Origin of the sequence: Solitalea longa (assembly GCF_002920915.1) — a bacterium.
In the GTDB taxonomy this organism is placed as follows: Bacteria; Bacteroidota; Bacteroidia; order Sphingobacteriales; family Sphingobacteriaceae; genus Solitalea; species Solitalea longa.
In genome coordinates, this window is the sequence record NZ_PQVF01000012.1 from 70,663 (window position 1) to 89,669 (window position 19,007).

Here is a 19,007-nt window from a genome sequence, read left to right on the forward strand (position 1 = left end):
GTCATTCTATTTTTCGAAAATTCCTACACCTTTGTAAACAGTCTAAAAATGCATAAAAATATTGAACACTGAACTGTTTATCGCAAAACGAATTTCATCATCTTCACAACGTACTTTTTCAAGAGTAATTGTGCAGGTAGCTATAACAGGTATAGCATTGGGTTTAGCCGTAATGATTGCCTCATTTGCAATTGTAACAGGATTTAAAGCCGAAATTCGCGATAAGATCATCGGCTTTGCAGGTGCCATTCAGTTGGTTAAGTATGATTTAAGTACATCGCTCGAAAACAATGCGATCAAATTAAATGATAATGCTCGCCAGGCCATTCGTTACACCCCCGAAATTACCCATGTCCAGTCGTTTGCCACCAAAACAGGCATTATTTCGGCCAACAGTGAAATTGAAGGCGTAGTATTAAAGGGTATTGGAACCGATTTTAACTGGAAGTTTTATGCCGATAAAATGGTAGATGGCTCAGTTTTAAAATTGAATAACGATAGTATCACCAACGAGGTTATGTTATCGAAGTTTACAGCCGATCGACTTAAAATAAAAACAGGCGACAATATATTGATGTATTTTGTTCAGGAGCCATTGCGTCGGAGGAAATTTAAGGTTGTGGGAATTTTTGACCTGGGTATTGAGGAACTTGATAAAATGTACGTACTCGGGGATATTAAAGTAGTGCAGCGCTTAAATAATTGGGACAATGGCCAGGTAGGAGGGTATGAGCTTGCCGTAAATGATTATCGTAAGATCGACACTGTATCAAAATACATTTTTGAAAATGCCGGAGAGGACCTGGCTGCTTATTCGGCGCAGGAACGGTTTCCCGCTATATTCGATTGGCTGGCTTTGTTGGATGTAAACGCCATTGTTATTTTGGCATTAATGCTTTTGGTTGCCGGGATAAATATGATCTCAACCTTGCTGATACTTATTTTGGAACGAACCAATATGATCGGTTTGCTGAAAGCACTTGGTTACACCAGCTGGAACATTCGTAAAATATTCCTTTACAAAGCATCTTACTTGATAGTAAGAGGCATGATAATCGGTAATATTATCGGCGTTGGTTTCTGTCTAATACAACAACATTTCCGCATTATTTCGCTCGATCAGCAATCGTACTACATGAAATTTGTGCCGGTTGAAATAAACTGGATAACCGTTCTTTTACTGAATGTGGGGACGCTGGTAGTTTGTGTGCTTATGCTATTGATCCCTTCATTGCTGGTTACCCGTATTACCCCTGTTAAAGCGCTGCGATTTAAATAATTTTCGGGTAGTTGATATTCAAAAAGTTGCACATTTTGTGGAACCTTTACTACAGTTCTGTCGTAAGAAGAAGTTAAGCTTTGGACGATTATGCGTAGGACTGTATTTCTTGTTTTTCTTCTGGTTTTTTCATTTAAAGCTTTCGGTCAGCAAAATGTAGTTATCTCCGGAAAGTTTGAGAACATTAAGCCTGGTGCCTTTTTGATTCTTAACCGAGTAGGTTATTTGGGGCTGGAAGGAATAGTTGATAGTATTTGCATACATGACGATGGATCATTTTTAGATACCGTACGCAATGTAAAAGAAGGTCGTATGACCCTGCTTAGCATTAGTAATGAAACCGGTTGGCAAAACAATCAAATTAAAGGCTTTCTTTTTCCCTACTATAGTTTGTACATGACAGGCGATGTGCAAAAAGGTCTTGTCAACACCCTTAAGTATTATGATTGCGGATCGATTGTTAATAATTTTATCATCGATCGCGAACGTAAGTTTCCCTTTGATGATAAAGATTTTACCATTATAAAGCCTTTGGAAAATCGTCAGCGGGATTATGCTTCGCTAAATAAGAATATCAATAAGTACAGTCAGAATTTTACCCAGGCCATTCTTTTATTTGAAGCTGAATATACCGATACCGTTACAGCCTATTTCGAGAGGAAACGAAAATTTGCTCAGGACACTTTTAGAGGTGGTTTAGATCTGGACGGTGATTTTTCAGTTCGATATTTCGAAGCATTGGATGCTGTGAACAACCAATATTTGGAGGCCTTGTCGCTCCTAAAATATCCTTCACAAAATGTACTCATAACACATCAGCTGGGTTTGCCCTGGTCGGATGTGAATGTTCATTTTTATCGCCAGTTCGAGCCTATTTCTTCAAATCAGTTTGATGTTTATTTGATTGTGGACAACTACCGACGATTTTTCAGGGAATATGTTAATTTGTTGGCCGGCGATTTTGATGAGATATTAAATACTAATCCTCAATTATCAAGCTATACAAAACTTTTTGGTATTGCTCAAAAGCAGTATAATAGGGTTCTCAGGGATCATGTATTGGCAACGATCATTGTTGAAAAGATCGATGATTATCTTAAAACCGGTGAAAATCCCGCAGAACTGGATGACTTGATGGTTAAGTTTAAAGAGCTCAATCCTAATAATAGAATATTAACCCAGGTAGAAGCCTATTATCAAACTACCAAAGAGAAAAAAGTTAGTGCGATAAATAAATAATAAAATAGGCTCCGATACTCGGAGCCTATTTTATTAGGGTTAATTCAAATAGGTTTTCAACCAATCTTGCAGTTGCTGGTAAAAGAACTTACTATTTTCGCCTTTTAATATCCAATGGTTCTCTTCCGGAAATACGATCAGTTTCGAAGGTACTTTCATACGTTGCAATACCGACCAGTTTTCTAAAGAATTATTCAAGGGAACGCGGAAATCTTGCTCTCCTACAGTAACCAGAATAGGTGTTTTAAAGTTTGAGGCATAACGAATTGGGTTTTGGCTTTTCCAGGTTTCATTTTGCGACCATGGAGGGCCACCGGCTCCAATTTCACGATGGTAAATGGCATCACTAGTTCCCCATTGCGATTCAGAATTCACCAATCCTGCATGGCTGATCAAGCATTTGTAATGCGAAGTAGTTGCCTCCAGCCAATTAGCCAAATGGCCGCCATAACTGGCTCCGCCTGCAGCCTGCCTGCTTCCGTCAATAAAAGGATAATTTCTAACAGCAAAAGCCGCCGCTTCGTTGACCTCTTCGCCCGGGCCTTTAAACGGATCGCCGTCAATCTCTTGTCCAAACTTTTCGCCAAAACCGGTGGAGCCGGTGTAATTAGTCAGCAAAAGCACATACCCGGGTTGTGCAAGCAAATGATAGTTCCAACGGTAACCAAAGTTATCCATCCATGCGCTTGCGGGGCCACCATGTATAACTACAAACAAAGGATATTTCTTACTGGCATCAAATCCGGCTGGTAACACCATCAGGCTATGGATCTTTTTACCACGACTGCTGGTGATCCATAAGCTTTTAATTTCAGGCATATCCAAGGAAGCTGCTTTAGCTGTATTGAAAAAGCTTAGTTGCTGATGTTGAGTTCCTTTTAAAGGCACTTTAATAATTTCTGCAGGCATGGATGCATTTTCATATGAAGCTACCACCACGGTTTCTTTTCCTTGTGATGAAATGCTTAAACCGTTATAACAACCTCTTGCATTATCAATTAATAAGTTTGCTTTTCCGCCGTTAGATGAAACCGTGAATAATTTCTGTTGCCCCTGGTCTTCGGCATTCAGGTAAACGGTTTTGCCATCGGCAGAAATATCGAACGAACTAACCGGACGGTCCAGTTCTGAAGTGATTAATTTAAAGCCTTGCATCGTAGGCCAATCGTAGCGCGCAATTCGCGGTAAATTGTAAACCTTGCCACTGGTAGTAATGGAATTGGTATAAATGCAATACAGGTATTTTCCATCAGGACTGAACTTTGGATTGTCAACATCATCTTTTGATGTGGTCAATTGATTAGGTTCACCGCCAGAAAGATTAACCTTATAAAAGTTCGAATAAACATCTTCATAAGCAGCGCCGTTTCGATTAGTTGTAGCAGCGAAAACAATTGAGTTGCCATCAGGAGTCCATTCTGCTGAACCACCGAAATTGAATCCAACGTTTTTAATGAACTGCGTACCGGCTAACAAATCTTTCGCTTTTGCATCCGGATCTGTTGATTGGATAAATAAATGGGTTTGTTTTTCATCCACCCATTGGTCCCAGTTTCTTACGGGGAACGACGTATATACACGAGCTTTATATTTTAACTTTTTCTTGTCTTCTGCAATTTTCTTGTTTGCTGAATCGGTTAAGGATTCGGCATAAACTTTACTGGTAAACAGCAATTGTTTGCCATCAGGGCTCCATTTTGGTGCTGATGCGCCGGATGATAAATTTGTAAAACGAAGTGCTTCTCCGCCTTCTTTTAAATTGATGATATAGATTTGCGCAAGCTCGTCGGCATCACGTTTGGCTGTGAAAGCAATCTTGCTTCCGTCGGGGCTCCAAACATAGCCTGATTCGCCTCCTTTGCTGGAGGTGAGTTTTCGTGGTTTTAAGCCACCATCAGAAGGAACGATCCATAAATCGGATGATTGGTCTTTTTCATCATAAGCGGCATCGGTAACATTAAACACCACCCATTTCCCATCGGGGCTAACTTCGGGCATTCCCACCCGTTTCATCAGCCATAGGTCTTCGTGGGTTATTGCTTTTTTAGTTTGAGCATAGCCAAAACTCGCCGAAACCAGTAATGCGATAACTAGTAATCTTTTCTTCATAAACAATAAAATAGGACCGCAAAATAGCTAAGAGATCTTTTCCTTTAAACTACTTCTTGTAACATATTTAATGTTTAAGAAAATGGAGATTTAAGTCACTTGGAAATGAGGAAAGCTAAAATGAGTAGTTGAGAATGCTAAATAGCAGGTTCATAACTCACAACCGATAGGCCGGGCTGCATTTTGATTACAATTGTATCAGTTGATGTACCTGCTGTTGAAGCTGTGTTTGTTGACAATACTAAATATTCTCCAAATGAGGTTAATAAAGTAAAAGTAGCTGTCAGGTAAGTGATCGATACTTTGTGTTTTTGCCTGTTCTCAAAATGAGAGTCAATAATTTCGAATTTATAGTTTGCGAAAGGAATATTGGCTTGGTCCAGATTATCTGTAAGCCCCGGGATAACATTAGTCAATTCTTTGACATATAACCCTATTGAAAAGGCCGTTTTATAAGGAACATTTTGAGCTGCTTTAGGCACAGCGGTGGTTAGTTCGGCCCAATTGTTAAATAATTTCTGCGGATTATAAACCTGAACCTGCATTAAAAGTTCAGCGTAGGTATCATTAAAAACAGCTTGTTCAAAAGGTGTTACCGAGCCGGAATGGATAACTTGTTTATAAGCCAGTTTGATGAAGGCTTTGCTCATCGTTTGAGAGTTAAAAAAGCGTTAGCCAGGAACGAAATATTTTGGAGAACCGAACCCGGCGTAACGCCATCTACATGTAATTTATTATTGGAAAGCAAATCTCTTATGCCGAAATATAAATGGTATGCTCAAGGTCATAACCTCCTGTTTCGGCATTGGCTACAACTTTGGCTAGCTCATTATCTAGTGAGTCACCGATAATGCCGTCATTGGCATTTTTTGTCGTGTTTTGCCCATGGGCCGAGTACAGTTCAGATTTATATACCACTGTGTTGATATCTTCCGGAAAGGCAATCTGACTGGTTAATTTCAACGAATTGTTTACATAGATCTGCACGTGAATATGGGTGGGTCTTCCTTGATACCAACCTGGATAAACAGTTAAAAACTTTGCTTGTCCGGCCTCGTCGGTATATTGCAAGCCCCGGCAGAAAACCGCATTGCTATTATCCTGTGTGCCTAAATAACTGGTGTTGGTATATCCTGAGTAGTAACCATCTTTATCGCAATGCCAAATATCTACGCGGGCATTGTTTACCACCTCGCAGTTTGTTTTCACGTTTCTAACCGTAATGGTCATGTTTAACGGAACTCCTTGCTTGCCATCGGTAATATCTAATCGCTGAATGGCTGAACCTCTGCTTTTATAAAGTGGGTAGGGGCCGTCCGTTTCCGTGTCGGTAACGGAGCAATTTCCGTTAGGAGAACTTTCTGAATCTAAATCTGATGAATTTCCATTTTTGCATGCTCCTAAAATGGGCGCAATTGCCGAAATGCCGATAATACCGCTAATGCTGTTCTTCAAGAAGTCTTTTCTTTCCATGAGAGTAACGATTTTCTGATGATCAAATATGATCTTAAAATCGAAGGGCCTGAAAAAAATGAGGTGAATGTAAAGTTTGTTGAGGTAGAGCGAAAATAGAAGACTATTGGTTCAGTAATTTGCTCAGATTTTCTTCATAGCTACTACCAACAGGAATTTCAGCATCCTTAATATGGATGGTTTTATTCCTGATGCTTTCTATTTTATCTTTTGAAACCACAAAAGAACGATGAACACGCGCGAAACCTGTGGCCGGTAATTTTTCTAATAGGCTCTTAAAGGTCATGCGGGCAACCAATGGCTTACCGGATACTTGGTGAATTTTGAGGTAATCGTCTAATCCTTCAATATAAAGAATATCATTGATGGCTATTTTTATCAGGCTATAATCGGCTCTGATAAACAGAAACTGGTTGGCATTGGCCGACCGTTGGTGCTGATAGTTGTAAAAATCATGGGCCTTATTTACAGCCAGTTCAAATCGCTCAAAAGTAAAGGGTTTCAACAGGTAATCAACTGCGCTTAAATTAAAGCCTTCAACGGCATATTCACTATAGGCGGTTGTAAAAATGGCCATTGTGTTTTGCTGCACCGATTTATAAAAATCGATGCCGTTTAATGATGGCATATTTATATCGAGGAACACCAGGTCTACAGGGAACTTTTTGATGTATTTTAAAGCTTCTGTGGGTTTATTGAAAGTTTTCTGCAAGTCAATAAAATCTACCTTATCGCAAAAGAATTCAATCACTTTTAAAGCCGGCAATTCATCATCAATGGCAATGGCGCTGATCATACAAGATTCAATGTTAATGAAACGGAAAAACTGTTTGGCGTATCAGTGATTACCAAATTATGCTTTGCCGGATACAATAAATGTAAGCGATTTTTAGTGTTCTCAATTCCTAATCCACCCGATTCTTCGGCTCTGTCAACAGTGACTTTATTGTTGAAGACCAAAAACTGTAGCTGATCATTTTCAATCGAAATATCAATTTTAATCAACGAACTTTCTTCAGCGTTTATTCCATGTTTAAAAGCATTTTCAATAAACGCGATCAGAATTAACGGAGCAATTTGCCAGCCTGTAATATCACCTGTTACGTTGAAAGTTATTGTCACCGAATCATCGAAACGAAGTCGTTGCAGATCAATAAAATCTTTTATATAGTTAATTTCCTTTTCCAAGGAAACAAATTGATGATCGGCTTCACTGATCACATAACGCATCATTCCAGAAAGTTTGACCACGGCGGTAGGGGTGAGGTCCGATTTGATGATGGCCAGGGAATAAATGCTGTTTAAGGTATTGAATAAAAAATGAGGGTTTATTTGAGCCTTTAAATACGACAATTCGGCATTGAGCCGTAGCTGTTCCGTTTGTCGCAAACGGTTATTGATTCGGATGGCCAGCGATAAAAATAAAGCCGATAAGAACAAGAATAAATTTTGGCTCAGCTGAAACGAAAAATGACTGGGTCGTGGACCTTGCATAGGGCCGGGATCGTTTTTAAAATCAAAATCAGGTTCAGGTTTCCCAGACCTTGGTTCCCGAAACTCAGCTGGCGCTGGTGGTTTATGATCAACCTCCGGCCGTTTATGTATCAAAGAGTCGGGTAGGAGAACAACGATCAGAAAACAAAAGATGATGCTACTAAAATAGGTTATATACTGTTTTTTGAAGTAGTAATTGGGAATCAGGTAAAGGAAATTGAGATAGAAGAAAGTAAGGACAAACAGCTTCCCCAATAAATATTTTTGTCCCTCAGGATTCTGAAAAATAGCCATAGGCTCTTTCCTTTCCGGAGAAAGAATCAATAGGGAAACAATAAAAATAATGCAGCAAATTAGGTGTATTAAAATTTGCCCCGATCTACTTTTCAACGATAATAGTTTTAATCCGTAAATATCCGAGGTTTTACGAGCTGTGGAAATAAAAGAGGTGATCAACCCAATTTTGTCGGTCGAAACTTTGTTCCCAATTAATTGGCTGCTTTCATGATCAGCTCTCTGACTTTAGTAGTCATAGGAATTTGTAAAGTGGCTTGTACTGCTTTAGGTGTCATTTTACGGATAGTTTTCTGCAAAATATCCACAATTTTTTCGTCCTCATGTTCTGCGGCAAAATGATCAAGGTAATAATGCACAAAAACCAAGCAGATGACATCTTCAAGAAGCTGTGTATCCGGGTTTTGGGCAAGCTGTTTTTTCTGAAGCAGGAATTTTACCTTTTCAATTGTTTGAATATCAAATCCGCATTCAGTTAAGATCTTTTCTGCAATGCTTGCATGATGCGAATACAGCTGAGTGCGCCACATCAGATAACCCTTACGGTCCATCGGAAAACTACTCCTTGGGCTTTCCCAACGGCCAATATGCTGACTGCGGGCTGCTAGTTGAACATAATCGGGAGCATTAGGTTCATATTTATTCAATTGCTCCGTCATTCTAACGGCATAAAGAACTTCTTTGGGGTATTCTTTTCCTTCAAAAGTTTCTTTATTCGGATCGTTTGCGTTGTAAGCGTCAAAAGCAGCAAAAGCCTGGATGAGTTTTTCAGATAAGGACATGGTTATGATAGAATCAGTATTTCTGCAATTTGCAAAAAAATCGCTTACTAAATACGCTTATCATTCCATTAGACTAACTAAAGCTTCACAATTTCCACTCTTCGGTTTTTGGCTTTGCCTTCATCGGTGGTATTATCGTCAATTGGTTTTGTTTGGCCCCAACCTTTAGCGGTTAATCGGGTTTTGTCGATGTTTTTGGCGGTCAGCGCATTTAATACAGATGTGGCCCTGTTTTCTGATAAGGTTTGGTTGGAGGCTGCATTACCAACATTATCTGTGTGGCCTTCAATGCTTACTTTTAACGCAGGGTTATTGCTCAGCATGGCAGCGATCTCATCAATTATTTTTTGAGACTCGGGTTTGATGGTCGATTTTCCGGTTTCAAAATTTATATACAAAGCAATATGCCCATCATTGTTCAATGCTGTGAGAATATCGTCTGCAGTAACCTCCTGTTTCATTTGCTCAAGTTGTACAATGGTCAGGATATAAAAATCGGTATTGTCATTCCCCCCGCCTTCTACCTTGATCCAGGCTGTTACTTGTCCGTTCTTAACGATCTTGTATGTAGCGATGCCTTGAATGCCGTTTTGCAGCACGGTAACACCTCCAATGCTTTTTGAAGCATTCTCGTAATTTTTTAAGATCTGTAAGGCGCTGGGTTTTTGTTGATTGGATTCTGGATTGAAGTCGTAACGGATCAATGTCATCGTTCCTTCTTTAACTTCCGGATCGCTAAAATCAGGTTTAATGTAAAATTCTGCGGCATCAAAGTTTGATTTACATTCCGAAATGAAATAATTAGGCATTCTTTTTGGAAACAAAGGGCTGTCTTTACAGCCTTCAGCATCTTGCTGCGCAAATGCGGCGGTCACACCAAAGAGAATGAAGAGTAGGGAGAAGATAATCCGTTTCATTGTAGTGTTTTGTATATCTACTAAATATATAAAAATGATTGATTAAGTGTTAATACTTTGCATATTAACTACTTATATCATTTTGATATAATGAATATAGCTTTACAACTTCTTCGCTTCATTCCAATAAACATCCATTTCGGCTAGGGTCATGTCTTTCAGATTTTGCCCATTTTCCTTTGCCTTACTTTCGAGGTACTGGAAGCGTTTGATGAATTTCTTATTGGTTTTTTCCAAGGCGTCTTCGGCATTGATATCTAAAAAACGTGCATAGTTAATTAATGAAAACAGTAGGTCTCCAAATTCAGCTTCTGCTTTTTCTTTATCAATAGGTTTATCTTCGTTGAACTCTGCCCTGAACTCTGCCATTTCTTCTTCTACCTTTTCCCAAACCTGGTGTTTTTCTTCCCAGTCGAAACCAACTCCGCGTGCCTTTTCCTGAATGCGCGATGCTTTTACCAAAGCCGGCAATGAAACAGGCACTCCTTCTAAAACCGATTTGTTGCCTTCTTTTAATTTCAATTGCTCCCAGTTGCGTTTTACTTCCTCCTCGTCCTTTACGGTAACATCGCCATAAATATGGGGGTGACGAGAAATGATCTTGTCGCAAATGCCATTTAAAACGTCGGTAATAGTAAAGTCATTGGTTTCAGAAGCGATCTTTGCATAAAAAACCAGGTGAAGCATGATATCGCCCAGCTCTTTCTTAACCTCTTCCATATCCTTATCTAAAATGGCGTCGGCCAATTCATAAACCTCTTCGATGGTTAAATGACGCAAACTTTCATGCGTTTGTTTCATATCCCATGGGCAACCTGCGCGAAGGTCATCCATAATGGTTAATAATCGCTGAAAAGCTTCCTGAGGGTTATAGGTGGTGATTTTACGATCGTCGAGCATGGAATAAAGTTAAAAGTTAGAAGGACAAAGGTAGAAGTTAGAAGAAGAATTTTAGAATTGGGATTTTGGATTTTAGAAGAAAGAAGGTAGAAAACTGTGAAACTCCGTGTTACTCTGTGGTTAATTAAAGTACAAAGTAAGAAGTACAAAATACAAGTTTAGAATGGGTGATTTTAGATTTTAGAAGAAGGCTGGGAGAATAACTGTGACACTCCGTGTAACTCTGTGGTTAAATAAAGTACAAAGTAAGAAGTACAATTTTAGAATGAAGATTTTGGATTTTAGAAATAGTAGTTCTGTAGTGAGTTTTTTTATACTTCTACAATCGTAAGTCTAAAATCTAACTTCAATCTATTCTTCCGGATCAACTAAATGATAACTGCCGTTTTCACGAGGAATATCTCTAACATCATCAAAGCAAAAATATTGACCCTGAAAATAGAACATCGGTAATTGAAGTAACAATTGATGAAAAAAACGGCTGTTTTCAATTTCAAATTGTGGCTTTTCCATGTGAGTTTTTGCGATTTGATTTAATAATACAAATATAAATAGTTTGAAATTTTTTCAAAATAATATTTCATATTTTTTTAAAAATGCAAATTATTGTTTTTTATTATAACATAATTGCAAACTATTGGAATGTTTTAACTCTTAGGTGTATAAGTCTAATTTTACAATTTGTTTAAAAAAATTTTAGCTAACCAGTAATTATAACCCTCTTAAAATTATGCTTTCATTTTATGAACTAACTGATACGGAAGGCCTTGATTTTGAAAAGGCAATGGAGATTTATACAGAAGCCTTTCCGGCGCATGAGCGTCCTTCAATTGCTATTATCAAAAACCGGATAAGATCAGGAGCAGAGCAGTTGATAATTGGTAAGCAGGGCGATGATGTAGGCCTAATGGCCTTGCTATGGAAACTTCAGGGTACACGTTTTATTTTGCTTGATTTTTTGGCAACTGCTGCTACCTACCGAGGCACAGGTATTGGCGGCAAGTTCATGGAATTTATTAAGGATTGGATAATACACCAAAATGAAAACTTGCTGTTTGAAGTAGAACATCCTGATTTCGGCGAAAACACGGAGCAGCGAATAAAGCGAATAAGGTTTTATGACAAGTACGGAGCCTATACTATCAAGGAGGTGATTTATTACTTACCGGATATGGAAGGAGGAGAGCCTAAAGAAATGCTTATCATGACCATTCCTGCCATTGATTTAGACCGTAATGAGTTAAAGCAGGTAGTAAAAGCCATCTACGAACAACTATACGGACTTAATGAGGAGGATGAACCGTTTAAAAGGTTTTTAAGGAATTTAGATCTTAGATTTTAGAGTTACGAACTGGTCGGTATTTAGAAGATGTTTCAATCATTTAGATTCCGTTTTGCTGAGTTTATAGAAGAAACAAAGATTGCCGTAAGTTCATTGGCTTCTTTCTTTAGTTCAGCCAGCTGAATTGGTTTTAAAATATTGGCTTCCTCCAATAATTCTAGCCAAAAAAGACATTCATCACTTTCTTCTTCAACAGTTTTGAGCTTATTAATGAAATCTTTGGATGATTTTGCTCTACAAGCAGATCGATAATTTGCTCCAACTGAGGTTCCTGATCTTAATAGTTGATTTCCTAAAACATTTGCAACCTGAGTATTGGGCAAGTGGTTTACCAAATTAATAATTCTTAGTCCAAAATGCTTGGTTCTGTTTTTCAATTCAATGGTGTTCATAGATTGTTAGGTAGAACACTAAAGTAAAAATTCCCAAGCGATAATCTAAAATCGTAAATCTAAATTCTACAATTTCTTGGCTCTCAGCATTTCCCGTTTTCCGGCTGCTCCTTTAGGTTTTTCGATGGTAAAGCCCAATGCTTTTAAGATCCTTTTAAGATTGCCGGTGATGCTGTAGGTGACAAATAATCCGCCAGGTTTTAAGAACGAGCAAACATGTTCAATGGTTTCTTTTGACCACATTTCGGGTTGAATAAGAGGGGCAAAAGCATCGTAATAAATAATATCGAAAATTGGCTCAAGGTGGGCTTCCATAACAGGTTTTTGCTCCATTTGAAGACGAGTCAATTCGCTGAGCTCAATGGGTTGTCCTTCAATTAAATCAGGGTACCTTGTCGAGTATCGTTGCCATATTGCTTTGTTCGAGATAAATGGCTCAAAATCTATCTCATTGATCACATCGGGTTTCACCGGAAAGGCCTCTATGCCAACATAGTTCAGTTTTAATTTTTCTTTCTCGCAATAATCCGCAGTAACCAAAAAGTTAAGACCTGTTCCAAAACCAACCTCCAGAATGGTTATTTCTTCAAAATTGCTGATCGTTCTGAAATACATCAGTCCGGTTTCCAAAAAAACATGTTTAGCCTCTTGCAGTGCACCGTTTACCGAATGGTAAGTTTGCATCAGGTCCTGCTGTAAAAGGGTAAAACTTCCGTCGGCGGTTTTTAATAACTGAACGTTGCTGAATTGCATGGGAACTAATTGAATTATCCTGCGAAATTAAGGCAAAAAAAGTTGACTGTCTATTGAACAATGTTTTTAGCTTATGGACAATGCAAAGTTTTCAGTACGAAAGATTTGAAAAAGGATGATATGAATGGTTTACCCGAGCATAAATCTTTAATTTTAAACGAATAGTCAATAAATGAACCATGGCTTACAATGAACTTTTGGCTAACCGGGTACGGGAAGCGCTGATTGATTTCCCTGACGTTGAAGAAAAGAAAATGTTCAAAGGCATCACTTTTATGGTGGACGGTAAAATGTGCGTCAGCGTTTCGGGCGATGAGTTAATGTGTCGTGTTGACCCTATGCTTACAGATGAGATTTTAGAGCGAAACGGCTGCCGGGCCATGATCCATAGCGGTAAAATAATGAAAGGATTTGTGTATGTAGATCAATCGGTGTTGAAGAACACTGCTGAGTTTGACTATTTTATCAACCTTTGCAAAGCATATAATAAAGTTGCAAAAGCTGCTAAGTCAAAGAAAAAAGCCTGAATTCGAACACTTTTTCTTCGCTAAATCTTTGTAAGCGTATCAATCATCTGTAGCTAATTTCCTATTTTTGCAGACTTTTGATTACACCCATTATCAGTGTAATCGTAAATTAAATCGGTTTAATCCTATTATGTCAATATCAAAAACATACAATCCACGCGAAACGGAAGATAAGTGGTACAGCTACTGGTTAGAGAAGAAGTTTTTTAAATCTGTTCCAGATGAGCGTGAGCCTTATACCATTGTAATCCCTCCACCAAACGTTACCGGAGTGTTGCACATGGGCCACATGCTGAACAATACCATTCAGGATGTTTTAGTGCGCAGAGCTCGTATGCAAAATAAAAATGCCTGCTGGGTTCCGGGTACCGACCATGCTTCTATTGCAACGGAGGCAAAAGTGGTTGCTATGTTAAAAGAACAAGGCATTAATAAAAAAGATCTTTCGCGCGAGGAGTTTTTGACATATGCCTGGGAATGGAAAGAAAAATACGGGGGAATTATTCTCGATCAGTTGAAGAAACTGGGTGCTTCATGTGATTGGGACCGTACCAGTTTCACCATGGATGCTCCGTTATCGGAAGCAGTTATTGATACGTTCATTCATTTATATAAAAAAGGATGGATATACCGTGGCGTGCGTATGGTCAATTGGGATCCGCAAGGTAAAACCGCGGTATCTGATGAAGAAGTGATCCGCAAAGAAGTAAATCAGAAATTATACTATATCAAATACAAAGTTTCGGGTGAAGATGGTTATGTTATGATCGCCACTACTCGTCCGGAAACCATTATGGCCGATACGGCTGTTTGTATCAATCCTAACGATGAGCGCTTTACCCATTTACATGGTAAAAAAGTGTTTGTACCGTTGATCAACCGTGAGATTCCAATCATTTTAGATGAATACGTTGATATGGAGTTTGGTACAGGCTGCTTGAAAGTAACGCCAGCACACGATTTGAACGATTATGAGCTGGGGGTAAAACACAAACTTCCTGTTATCGATATTTTAAATGACGACGGAACCCTAAATGAAAAAGCCGAGATTTTAGTAGGAGAGGACCGTTTCATTGCACGTAAGAAAATTTCCAAACAGCTCGAAGAAGCTGGTCAGTTAGAGAAAGTGGAAGATTACAAAAGTCAGGTTGGTTTTTCGGAACGAACTGATGCGGTAATTGAGCCAAAGCTTTCATTACAGTGGTTCTGTAAAATGAGTGAACTTTCACAGCCTGCTTTAGAAGTGGTGTTAATCGGAGAAGTTCAACTGATCCCTGATAAGTTCATCAACACCTACCGTCACTGGATGGAGAATGTGAAAGACTGGTGTATTTCTCGCCAGTTATGGTGGGGGCAGCGTATTCCGGCTTGGTATAATGAGAATGGGGAATTTGTAGTTGCTAAAACACTTGATGTAGCGGTTGAGGAATTCAAAAAAGCAAACCAATCAGCTAGTGGTATTGCTCAGGATGAAGATGTGGTGGATACCTGGTTCTCATCTTGGTTATGGCCAATTTCAGTATTTGACCCTACTGTTTTCGGTAACCCAGAAAGTGCCGGCAATGCTGATCTTCAATATTATTATCCAACTAATGATCTGGTAACGGCTCCTGAAATCCTTTTCTTCTGGGTTGCACGTATGATCATGGCGGGGAAAGAGTTTAAAGGAGAAGTGCCTTTTAAAAATGTGTATCTAACAGGTATTGTACGTGATAAACTGGGACGTAAAATGTCTAAGTCGTTGGGTAACTCACCCGATCCTTTAGACCTGATCGAAAAATACGGAGCTGATGGCGTACGTGTTGGTATGTTATTATCATCACCAGCAGGTAACGACCTTATGTTCGACGAAGCTTATTGTGAACAAGGAAGAAACTTCGCCAATAAAGTTTGGAATGCCTTCCGTTTGGTAAAAGGCTGGGAAGTTAAAGAAGGTGGCGATGATAACAATGAAATTGCCATTGCCTGGTTCGAAAATAAATTTAACGCGTCACTTGCCGAGATCGAAGAGCATTTCAACGCTTTCCGCTTGTCGGATGCGTTGATGAGTACCTATAAATTGGTATGGGATGATTTCTGTGCCTGGTATTTGGAGATGATCAAACCGGTTTATGGCCAGCCAATTGACCGTGAAACGTATAATGCTACTATCGAGATCTTCGAGCGAATTTTAAAGCTTGTGCATCCGTTTATGCCATTCTTATCAGAAGAATTATGGCATGAGATCGCTGAGCGTTCGGAGATGGATTGCATTATAGTTTCTCATTATCCAAAATCAGTTCCTGCGGATGCCAAGGCATTAAAAGCAATGGATGCTGTTTTGAATGTGATCTCACAGGTTCGAAATATCCGCAACTCAAAACAAATCAGTCCGAAAGAGGCATTGCCTTTGGCGGTTAAAATTAATAGTGATGTTCATTATCAGTCGTATGTTGGCTTAATTGCTAAGCTAGCAAACACGTCATCAATTGATTTTGTGACGGAGAAGGTAGCTGGAGCGGGTTTCTTAATTGGTACCGATGAGTTTTTTGTTGATCTGGGTTCAAACATCGACGTAGAGGCAGAACGCGAGCGTATTGCCAAAGAATTGGATTATCTGAAAGGGTTCCTGAAATCTGTTGATGCTAAATTAAGCAACGAACGCTTTGTTCAAAATGCAAAACCAGAGATCATTCAGAATGAACGCAATAAAAAAGCCGATGCGGAATCGAAAATAAAGGCTTTGGAAGAAAGTCTGGCCACATTAGCCTAATATTCAGATATTATTAAATATTGAAACAGGCCATCTCTTTTGATGGCCTGTTTCAGTTTAAAAGAAAGAAATCATTAATTGTGGATTTCTGTTCCTGATCCTTAGTCTTCGTTTAGGTAGTCGACTGCAGATCTATAGTGAAGCTCTCACCTCATCCGGCATTGTTTTTCTCAGGGTTCTAACCTCATTCATATCGCCATCAGCCATTCGTAACACCACATATCCTTTATCGTTTTCTAAATTTACCATCCAAACATTCGCACCACCTTGTTTAATATTTATGGCTCTGTTAACAGCATATGCTTTGTATTTGCTTTTTACCTGCGATAAAAGATCAGAAGGAAGGTTTTTCTCAAATCCATAAAGGACATGATAAATGATCTGACCTTTTTTAGTGTACAAAATATGATTGCGAATATCATCCATCATAAAATTAACCAGGTAACGATTGTTGCTTTCAAACCATCTAACACTAGTGGCTCCTTTAAATGCAGTATTAAAAGAGGTAAACACCTTTTGATTGGTAATGGTGCTCTTAGCACTTTCGGTAATAGTAATTTCAGGTAGCTGAACCTGAGCCAAAGCAGTTCCTGCCATAAAAAGTGTTATTACAAATCCGGCAGTTAGAGAGATAAATTCCTTTTTCATGATTTAGTAGTTTTAGTGTTGTAGACAAGTGCTTTATAAATTATTTAAGCGCTTGTGTTTGTTCAGTTTTATTTTTAAAAGAGATAGTTTGATAAGGATGAATTTATACAAAGCCTTGTTTTTCAGATGTTTATTTATGTATCAAAGAGATGGAGTTTAATGTATCAAAGTGGTGTTATTGTATTATCGGGGATACATAAACTCATTGAAGTTTTTACATGATTTTTGCAGATATCTTTAGGAAAGGCTGCTTTTAGTAGATTGTTTGGTAGTGTTAGGCTATTGATATTTAAACAGCTATTTTATTTGGTCATACGTAACTCTTTTATTTACATCTTTATTGTTACCCAAAACGCATCTTATAAAATCAAAGCTATGAACAAGTATTTTTTTATTATTCCAATCGTGGTATTATTGGTTGGATGTCAGTCGAACCAAAAAGAAAAAGCTGCAGAAAAAGCTGCAGACAGTATAGCGGCAAGCACAGATTCACTCGATTTTGATTCAACAGATGCAGCAGATGCTAAGCCGGTAAAACGACTGGCAGCTGCATATCATGGTACTTTGCCCTGTGCCGATTGTGGAGGAATTACCACGGAATTATCATTATATGAAGATAATACGTATGAACTTTCAGAAGTTTACCAAGGGAAGGGCGATGGAAAACCTTTTTTATCTAGGGGAAATTATACTACTGATAAAGGATTTGAAAATGATGATAAAGCGGTTCTTTATGTTTTGGATTACGATAGGCAAGGACACGAACGTTACTTTTTGAAAAGCAATAGTGAGCTTATCATGCTCGACAGGACAGGAAAACGGATCAAATCAGTACATAATTATACATTAGTAAAGAAGTGATCATGAAACAGTTAGTTTGAAATAAAAAGAATAAGGCTGTCGGAGATTCCGGCAGCCTTATAAAACAATTAACCAAATAAGTATTTACACTAATTTTTCTTTGCAGGAGCAGCTTGATTGGCTTTGTAGCGCATATCAGGGGTTCCATCTTTTTTAACAGGACCAGTTGTTTTCGCAGCTTCCTGATTGGCTTTATAGCGCATGTCAGGAGTGCCGTCTTTCTTTACAGGTGCTGCAGCAGTAGTTGTTTTTGTTGTCTCGGTGGCTTTTACTTTACTAACGTTTTTTGTGTCAGCAGAGGCATGCTTAGCAGAAGCTTTCGCAGCTTTAGCATCAGTTGATGCCTGTTTAGTAGTTGCATTGGCTGTTGCTTTAGCATCTGTTGAAACATGCTTAGCAGTAGTACTTGCAGCCTTAGCATCCTTTTTGGCCGTCGCAACAGGGGCTGTTTGGGCAAAGCTCAACGATGTACCTACAAATAAAGCGGCGGTAAATAATAATAGCTTTTTCATAATTTTTATCTTTTGTAAAGCCTAATATGGAAATAGAAAGTGAAGTATTGATGAAGTTTTTTAGTTAATAATTATGAATGAATTTTTTCAAAAGAATAAGTCTGATGCCTAATTAATTGGTTGGCAAAGTTTCTATAAGTGTCAATCATGTTACCTGTTAGGTGTGTTCAATGGAAGGAGGCAAGGAGTTACTTTTTGTTGCTCATAGATTCAATTTTTTCATTAATTATTTCAATTAACAATCAAGTATGAGTTTTACCTTTGCCCCATGCAACAATTGCCACCATTAAACCTTCCGCCGTATCCTTTTCAGCTAAAAGAAGAAGGAGGGAGGCTTTTTATCTTTGATGAGATCCGCAAGAAGAATTTAGTGTTAACGCCTGAAGAATGGGTCCGTCAGCATTTTATTCAATACCTGATCAATCAAAAGAATTACCCTAAAGGCTTGATCAATATAGAAGGTGGTTTAAAAGTGAATGAGCTGAGCAAACGGTCAGATATTTTGCTTTTTAATACCAATGCCGAAAAATATCTGTTGGTGGAATGTAAGGCCAGTTCGGTTAAATTAACCCAAAAGGCATTTGACCAATTAGCCCGATATAATACAACCCATAAAGCCAGGATCATAATTTTAACGAATGGTTTAGAACACTATTGCTGCGAAATTGACCATGAACTGAAGAACTACAAGTTTTTAGCAGAAGTACCAGATTATAGCAGTCAGCAGTAGCCA

At 38.6% G+C, this 19,007-nt stretch carries 20 protein-coding genes; 7 read left to right on the forward strand and 13 right to left on the reverse strand.

From position 1 onward, the window contains the following. Positions 1 to 61: 61 nt before the first annotated feature. Together C3K47_RS16020 and C3K47_RS16025 are read left to right on the forward strand one after the other, a co-directional pair. Positions 62 to 1,279, forward strand: coding sequence for an ABC transporter permease (locus C3K47_RS16020; protein WP_103790174.1), 1,218 nt, complete (start codon positions 62 to 64; stop codon positions 1,277 to 1,279). Between the two features lie 90 nt (positions 1,280 to 1,369). After that, positions 1,370 to 2,518, forward strand: coding sequence for a hypothetical protein (locus C3K47_RS16025; RefSeq protein WP_103790175.1), 1,149 nt, complete (start codon positions 1,370 to 1,372; stop codon positions 2,516 to 2,518). A gap of 39 nt (positions 2,519 to 2,557) precedes the next feature. Here C3K47_RS16025 and C3K47_RS16030 read toward each other — a convergent pair whose 3' ends face one another. The 9 genes from C3K47_RS16030 to C3K47_RS19600 form a co-directional block, all read right to left on the reverse strand. Further along, positions 2,558 to 4,627, reverse strand: coding sequence for a S9 family peptidase (locus C3K47_RS16030; protein ID WP_103790176.1), 2,070 nt, complete (start codon positions 4,625 to 4,627; stop codon positions 2,558 to 2,560). 137 nt (positions 4,628 to 4,764) lie between these two features. Continuing rightward, complete coding sequence (locus C3K47_RS16035) at positions 4,765 to 5,277, reverse strand: hypothetical protein (RefSeq protein ID WP_103790177.1); 513 nt, start codon at positions 5,275 to 5,277, stop codon at positions 4,765 to 4,767. 103 nt (positions 5,278 to 5,380) lie between these two features. Beyond that, positions 5,381 to 6,100 (reverse strand): dioxygenase family protein, encoded by a 720-nt coding sequence (locus tag C3K47_RS16040; RefSeq protein ID WP_103790178.1) that lies wholly within the window; start codon positions 6,098 to 6,100, stop codon positions 5,381 to 5,383. A gap of 103 nt (positions 6,101 to 6,203) precedes the next feature. Further along, positions 6,204 to 6,896 carry a LytR/AlgR family response regulator transcription factor gene (locus C3K47_RS16045; RefSeq protein WP_103790179.1) on the reverse strand — a complete coding sequence of 231 codons (693 nt, stop codon included), beginning with the start codon at positions 6,894 to 6,896 and terminating at the stop codon, positions 6,204 to 6,206. Then, positions 6,893 to 7,888: a sensor histidine kinase gene (locus C3K47_RS16050; RefSeq protein WP_133159402.1), complete on the reverse strand. Its 996-nt coding sequence runs from the start codon at positions 7,886 to 7,888 to the stop codon at positions 6,893 to 6,895. Before C3K47_RS16050 ends, C3K47_RS16045 begins: the two co-directional genes overlap by 4 nt. 194 nt (positions 7,889 to 8,082) lie before the next feature. Beyond that, entirely contained in the window at positions 8,083 to 8,670 is a 588-nt protein-coding gene (locus C3K47_RS16055) for a DUF4202 domain-containing protein (protein ID WP_103790181.1), read from the reverse strand. A 77-nt stretch (positions 8,671 to 8,747) separates the two neighbouring features. Continuing rightward, positions 8,748 to 9,587 carry an OmpA family protein gene (locus C3K47_RS16060; RefSeq protein ID WP_103790182.1) on the reverse strand — a complete coding sequence of 280 codons (840 nt, stop codon included), beginning with the start codon at positions 9,585 to 9,587 and terminating at the stop codon, positions 8,748 to 8,750. A gap of 102 nt (positions 9,588 to 9,689) precedes the next feature. Then, positions 9,690 to 10,487 carry a nucleoside triphosphate pyrophosphohydrolase gene (gene mazG, locus C3K47_RS16065; RefSeq protein ID WP_103790183.1) on the reverse strand — a complete coding sequence of 266 codons (798 nt, stop codon included), beginning with the start codon at positions 10,485 to 10,487 and terminating at the stop codon, positions 9,690 to 9,692. A gap of 351 nt (positions 10,488 to 10,838) precedes the next feature. Further along, positions 10,839 to 11,000: a hypothetical protein gene (locus tag C3K47_RS19600; protein ID WP_165784718.1), complete on the reverse strand. Its 162-nt coding sequence runs from the start codon at positions 10,998 to 11,000 to the stop codon at positions 10,839 to 10,841. 217 nt (positions 11,001 to 11,217) lie between these two features. On the opposite strand from C3K47_RS19600, the gene C3K47_RS16070 reads away from it, so the two are divergent. Further along, positions 11,218 to 11,829 carry an N-acetyltransferase gene (locus C3K47_RS16070; RefSeq protein WP_103790184.1) on the forward strand — a complete coding sequence of 204 codons (612 nt, stop codon included), beginning with the start codon at positions 11,218 to 11,220 and terminating at the stop codon, positions 11,827 to 11,829. 32 nt (positions 11,830 to 11,861) lie between these two features. Here the strand turns inward: C3K47_RS16070 and C3K47_RS16075 are convergent, their stop codons facing one another. After that, on the reverse strand, positions 11,862 to 12,221 hold the full coding sequence (locus tag C3K47_RS16075) for a four helix bundle protein (RefSeq protein WP_103790185.1): 360 nt from the start codon (positions 12,219 to 12,221) through the stop codon (positions 11,862 to 11,864). 66 nt (positions 12,222 to 12,287) lie between these two features. Continuing rightward, positions 12,288 to 12,974: a tRNA (5-methylaminomethyl-2-thiouridine)(34)-methyltransferase MnmD gene (mnmD, locus tag C3K47_RS16080; protein ID WP_103790186.1), complete on the reverse strand. Its 687-nt coding sequence runs from the start codon at positions 12,972 to 12,974 to the stop codon at positions 12,288 to 12,290. A 179-nt stretch (positions 12,975 to 13,153) separates the two neighbouring features. On the opposite strand from mnmD, the gene C3K47_RS16085 reads away from it, so the two are divergent. Next, positions 13,154 to 13,501 (forward strand): TfoX/Sxy family protein, encoded by a 348-nt coding sequence (locus C3K47_RS16085; RefSeq protein ID WP_103790187.1) that lies wholly within the window; start codon positions 13,154 to 13,156, stop codon positions 13,499 to 13,501. 130 nt (positions 13,502 to 13,631) lie between these two features. Then, the gene (locus C3K47_RS16090; protein WP_103790188.1) at positions 13,632 to 16,253 is read left to right on the forward strand and encodes a valine--tRNA ligase; all 2,622 of its coding nucleotides are present in this window, start codon (positions 13,632 to 13,634) and stop codon (positions 16,251 to 16,253) included. Positions 16,254 to 16,385: 132 nt separating this feature from the next. Here C3K47_RS16090 and C3K47_RS16095 read toward each other — a convergent pair whose 3' ends face one another. Then, on the reverse strand, positions 16,386 to 16,901 hold the full coding sequence (locus C3K47_RS16095) for a hypothetical protein (RefSeq protein WP_133159403.1): 516 nt from the start codon (positions 16,899 to 16,901) through the stop codon (positions 16,386 to 16,388). 375 nt (positions 16,902 to 17,276) lie between these two features. Here C3K47_RS16095 and C3K47_RS16100 point away from each other — a divergent pair, with 375 nt between their 5' ends. Then, the gene (locus tag C3K47_RS16100; protein WP_103790190.1) at positions 17,277 to 17,762 is read left to right on the forward strand and encodes a copper resistance protein NlpE; all 486 of its coding nucleotides are present in this window, start codon (positions 17,277 to 17,279) and stop codon (positions 17,760 to 17,762) included. A gap of 89 nt (positions 17,763 to 17,851) precedes the next feature. Here C3K47_RS16100 and C3K47_RS16105 read toward each other — a convergent pair whose 3' ends face one another. Beyond that, positions 17,852 to 18,274, reverse strand: coding sequence for a hypothetical protein (locus C3K47_RS16105; protein WP_103790191.1), 423 nt, complete (start codon positions 18,272 to 18,274; stop codon positions 17,852 to 17,854). 268 nt (positions 18,275 to 18,542) lie between these two features. On the opposite strand from C3K47_RS16105, the gene C3K47_RS16110 reads away from it, so the two are divergent. Then, on the forward strand, positions 18,543 to 19,004 hold the full coding sequence (locus tag C3K47_RS16110) for a type I restriction enzyme HsdR N-terminal domain-containing protein (protein WP_103790192.1): 462 nt from the start codon (positions 18,543 to 18,545) through the stop codon (positions 19,002 to 19,004). Positions 19,005 to 19,007: the final 3 nt, after the last annotated feature.

Bases quoted from the DNA above. Each gene is read 5' to 3' on its own strand.
- C3K47_RS16025 (WP_103790175.1), top strand. From the start codon at position 1,370: ATGCGTAGGACTGTATTTCTTGTTTTTCTTCTGGTTTTTTCATTTAAA.
- C3K47_RS16030 (WP_103790176.1), bottom strand. From the start codon at position 4,627: ATGAAGAAAAGATTACTAGTTATCGCATTACTGGTTTCGGCGAGTTTT.
- C3K47_RS16035 (WP_103790177.1), bottom strand. From the start codon at position 5,277: ATGAGCAAAGCCTTCATCAAACTGGCTTATAAACAAGTTATCCATTCC.
- C3K47_RS16040 (WP_103790178.1), bottom strand. From the start codon at position 6,100: ATGGAAAGAAAAGACTTCTTGAAGAACAGCATTAGCGGTATTATCGGC.
- C3K47_RS16045 (WP_103790179.1), bottom strand. From the start codon at position 6,896: ATGATCAGCGCCATTGCCATTGATGATGAATTGCCGGCTTTAAAAGTG.
- C3K47_RS16050 (WP_133159402.1), bottom strand. From the start codon at position 7,888: ATGGCTATTTTTCAGAATCCTGAGGGACAAAAATATTTATTGGGGAAG.
- C3K47_RS16055 (WP_103790181.1), bottom strand. From the start codon at position 8,670: ATGTCCTTATCTGAAAAACTCATCCAGGCTTTTGCTGCTTTTGACGCT.
- C3K47_RS16060 (WP_103790182.1), bottom strand. From the start codon at position 9,587: ATGAAACGGATTATCTTCTCCCTACTCTTCATTCTCTTTGGTGTGACC.
- mazG (WP_103790183.1), bottom strand. From the start codon at position 10,487: ATGCTCGACGATCGTAAAATCACCACCTATAACCCTCAGGAAGCTTTT.
- C3K47_RS19600 (WP_165784718.1), bottom strand. From the start codon at position 11,000: ATGGAAAAGCCACAATTTGAAATTGAAAACAGCCGTTTTTTTCATCAA.
- C3K47_RS16070 (WP_103790184.1), top strand. From the start codon at position 11,218: ATGCTTTCATTTTATGAACTAACTGATACGGAAGGCCTTGATTTTGAA.
- C3K47_RS16075 (WP_103790185.1), bottom strand. From the start codon at position 12,221: ATGAACACCATTGAATTGAAAAACAGAACCAAGCATTTTGGACTAAGA.
- mnmD (WP_103790186.1), bottom strand. From the start codon at position 12,974: ATGCAATTCAGCAACGTTCAGTTATTAAAAACCGCCGACGGAAGTTTT.
- C3K47_RS16085 (WP_103790187.1), top strand. From the start codon at position 13,154: ATGGCTTACAATGAACTTTTGGCTAACCGGGTACGGGAAGCGCTGATT.
- C3K47_RS16090 (WP_103790188.1), top strand. From the start codon at position 13,632: ATGTCAATATCAAAAACATACAATCCACGCGAAACGGAAGATAAGTGG.
- C3K47_RS16095 (WP_133159403.1), bottom strand. From the start codon at position 16,901: ATGAAAAAGGAATTTATCTCTCTAACTGCCGGATTTGTAATAACACTT.
- C3K47_RS16100 (WP_103790190.1), top strand. From the start codon at position 17,277: ATGAACAAGTATTTTTTTATTATTCCAATCGTGGTATTATTGGTTGGA.
- C3K47_RS16105 (WP_103790191.1), bottom strand. From the start codon at position 18,274: ATGAAAAAGCTATTATTATTTACCGCCGCTTTATTTGTAGGTACATCG.
- C3K47_RS16110 (WP_103790192.1), top strand. From the start codon at position 18,543: ATGCAACAATTGCCACCATTAAACCTTCCGCCGTATCCTTTTCAGCTA.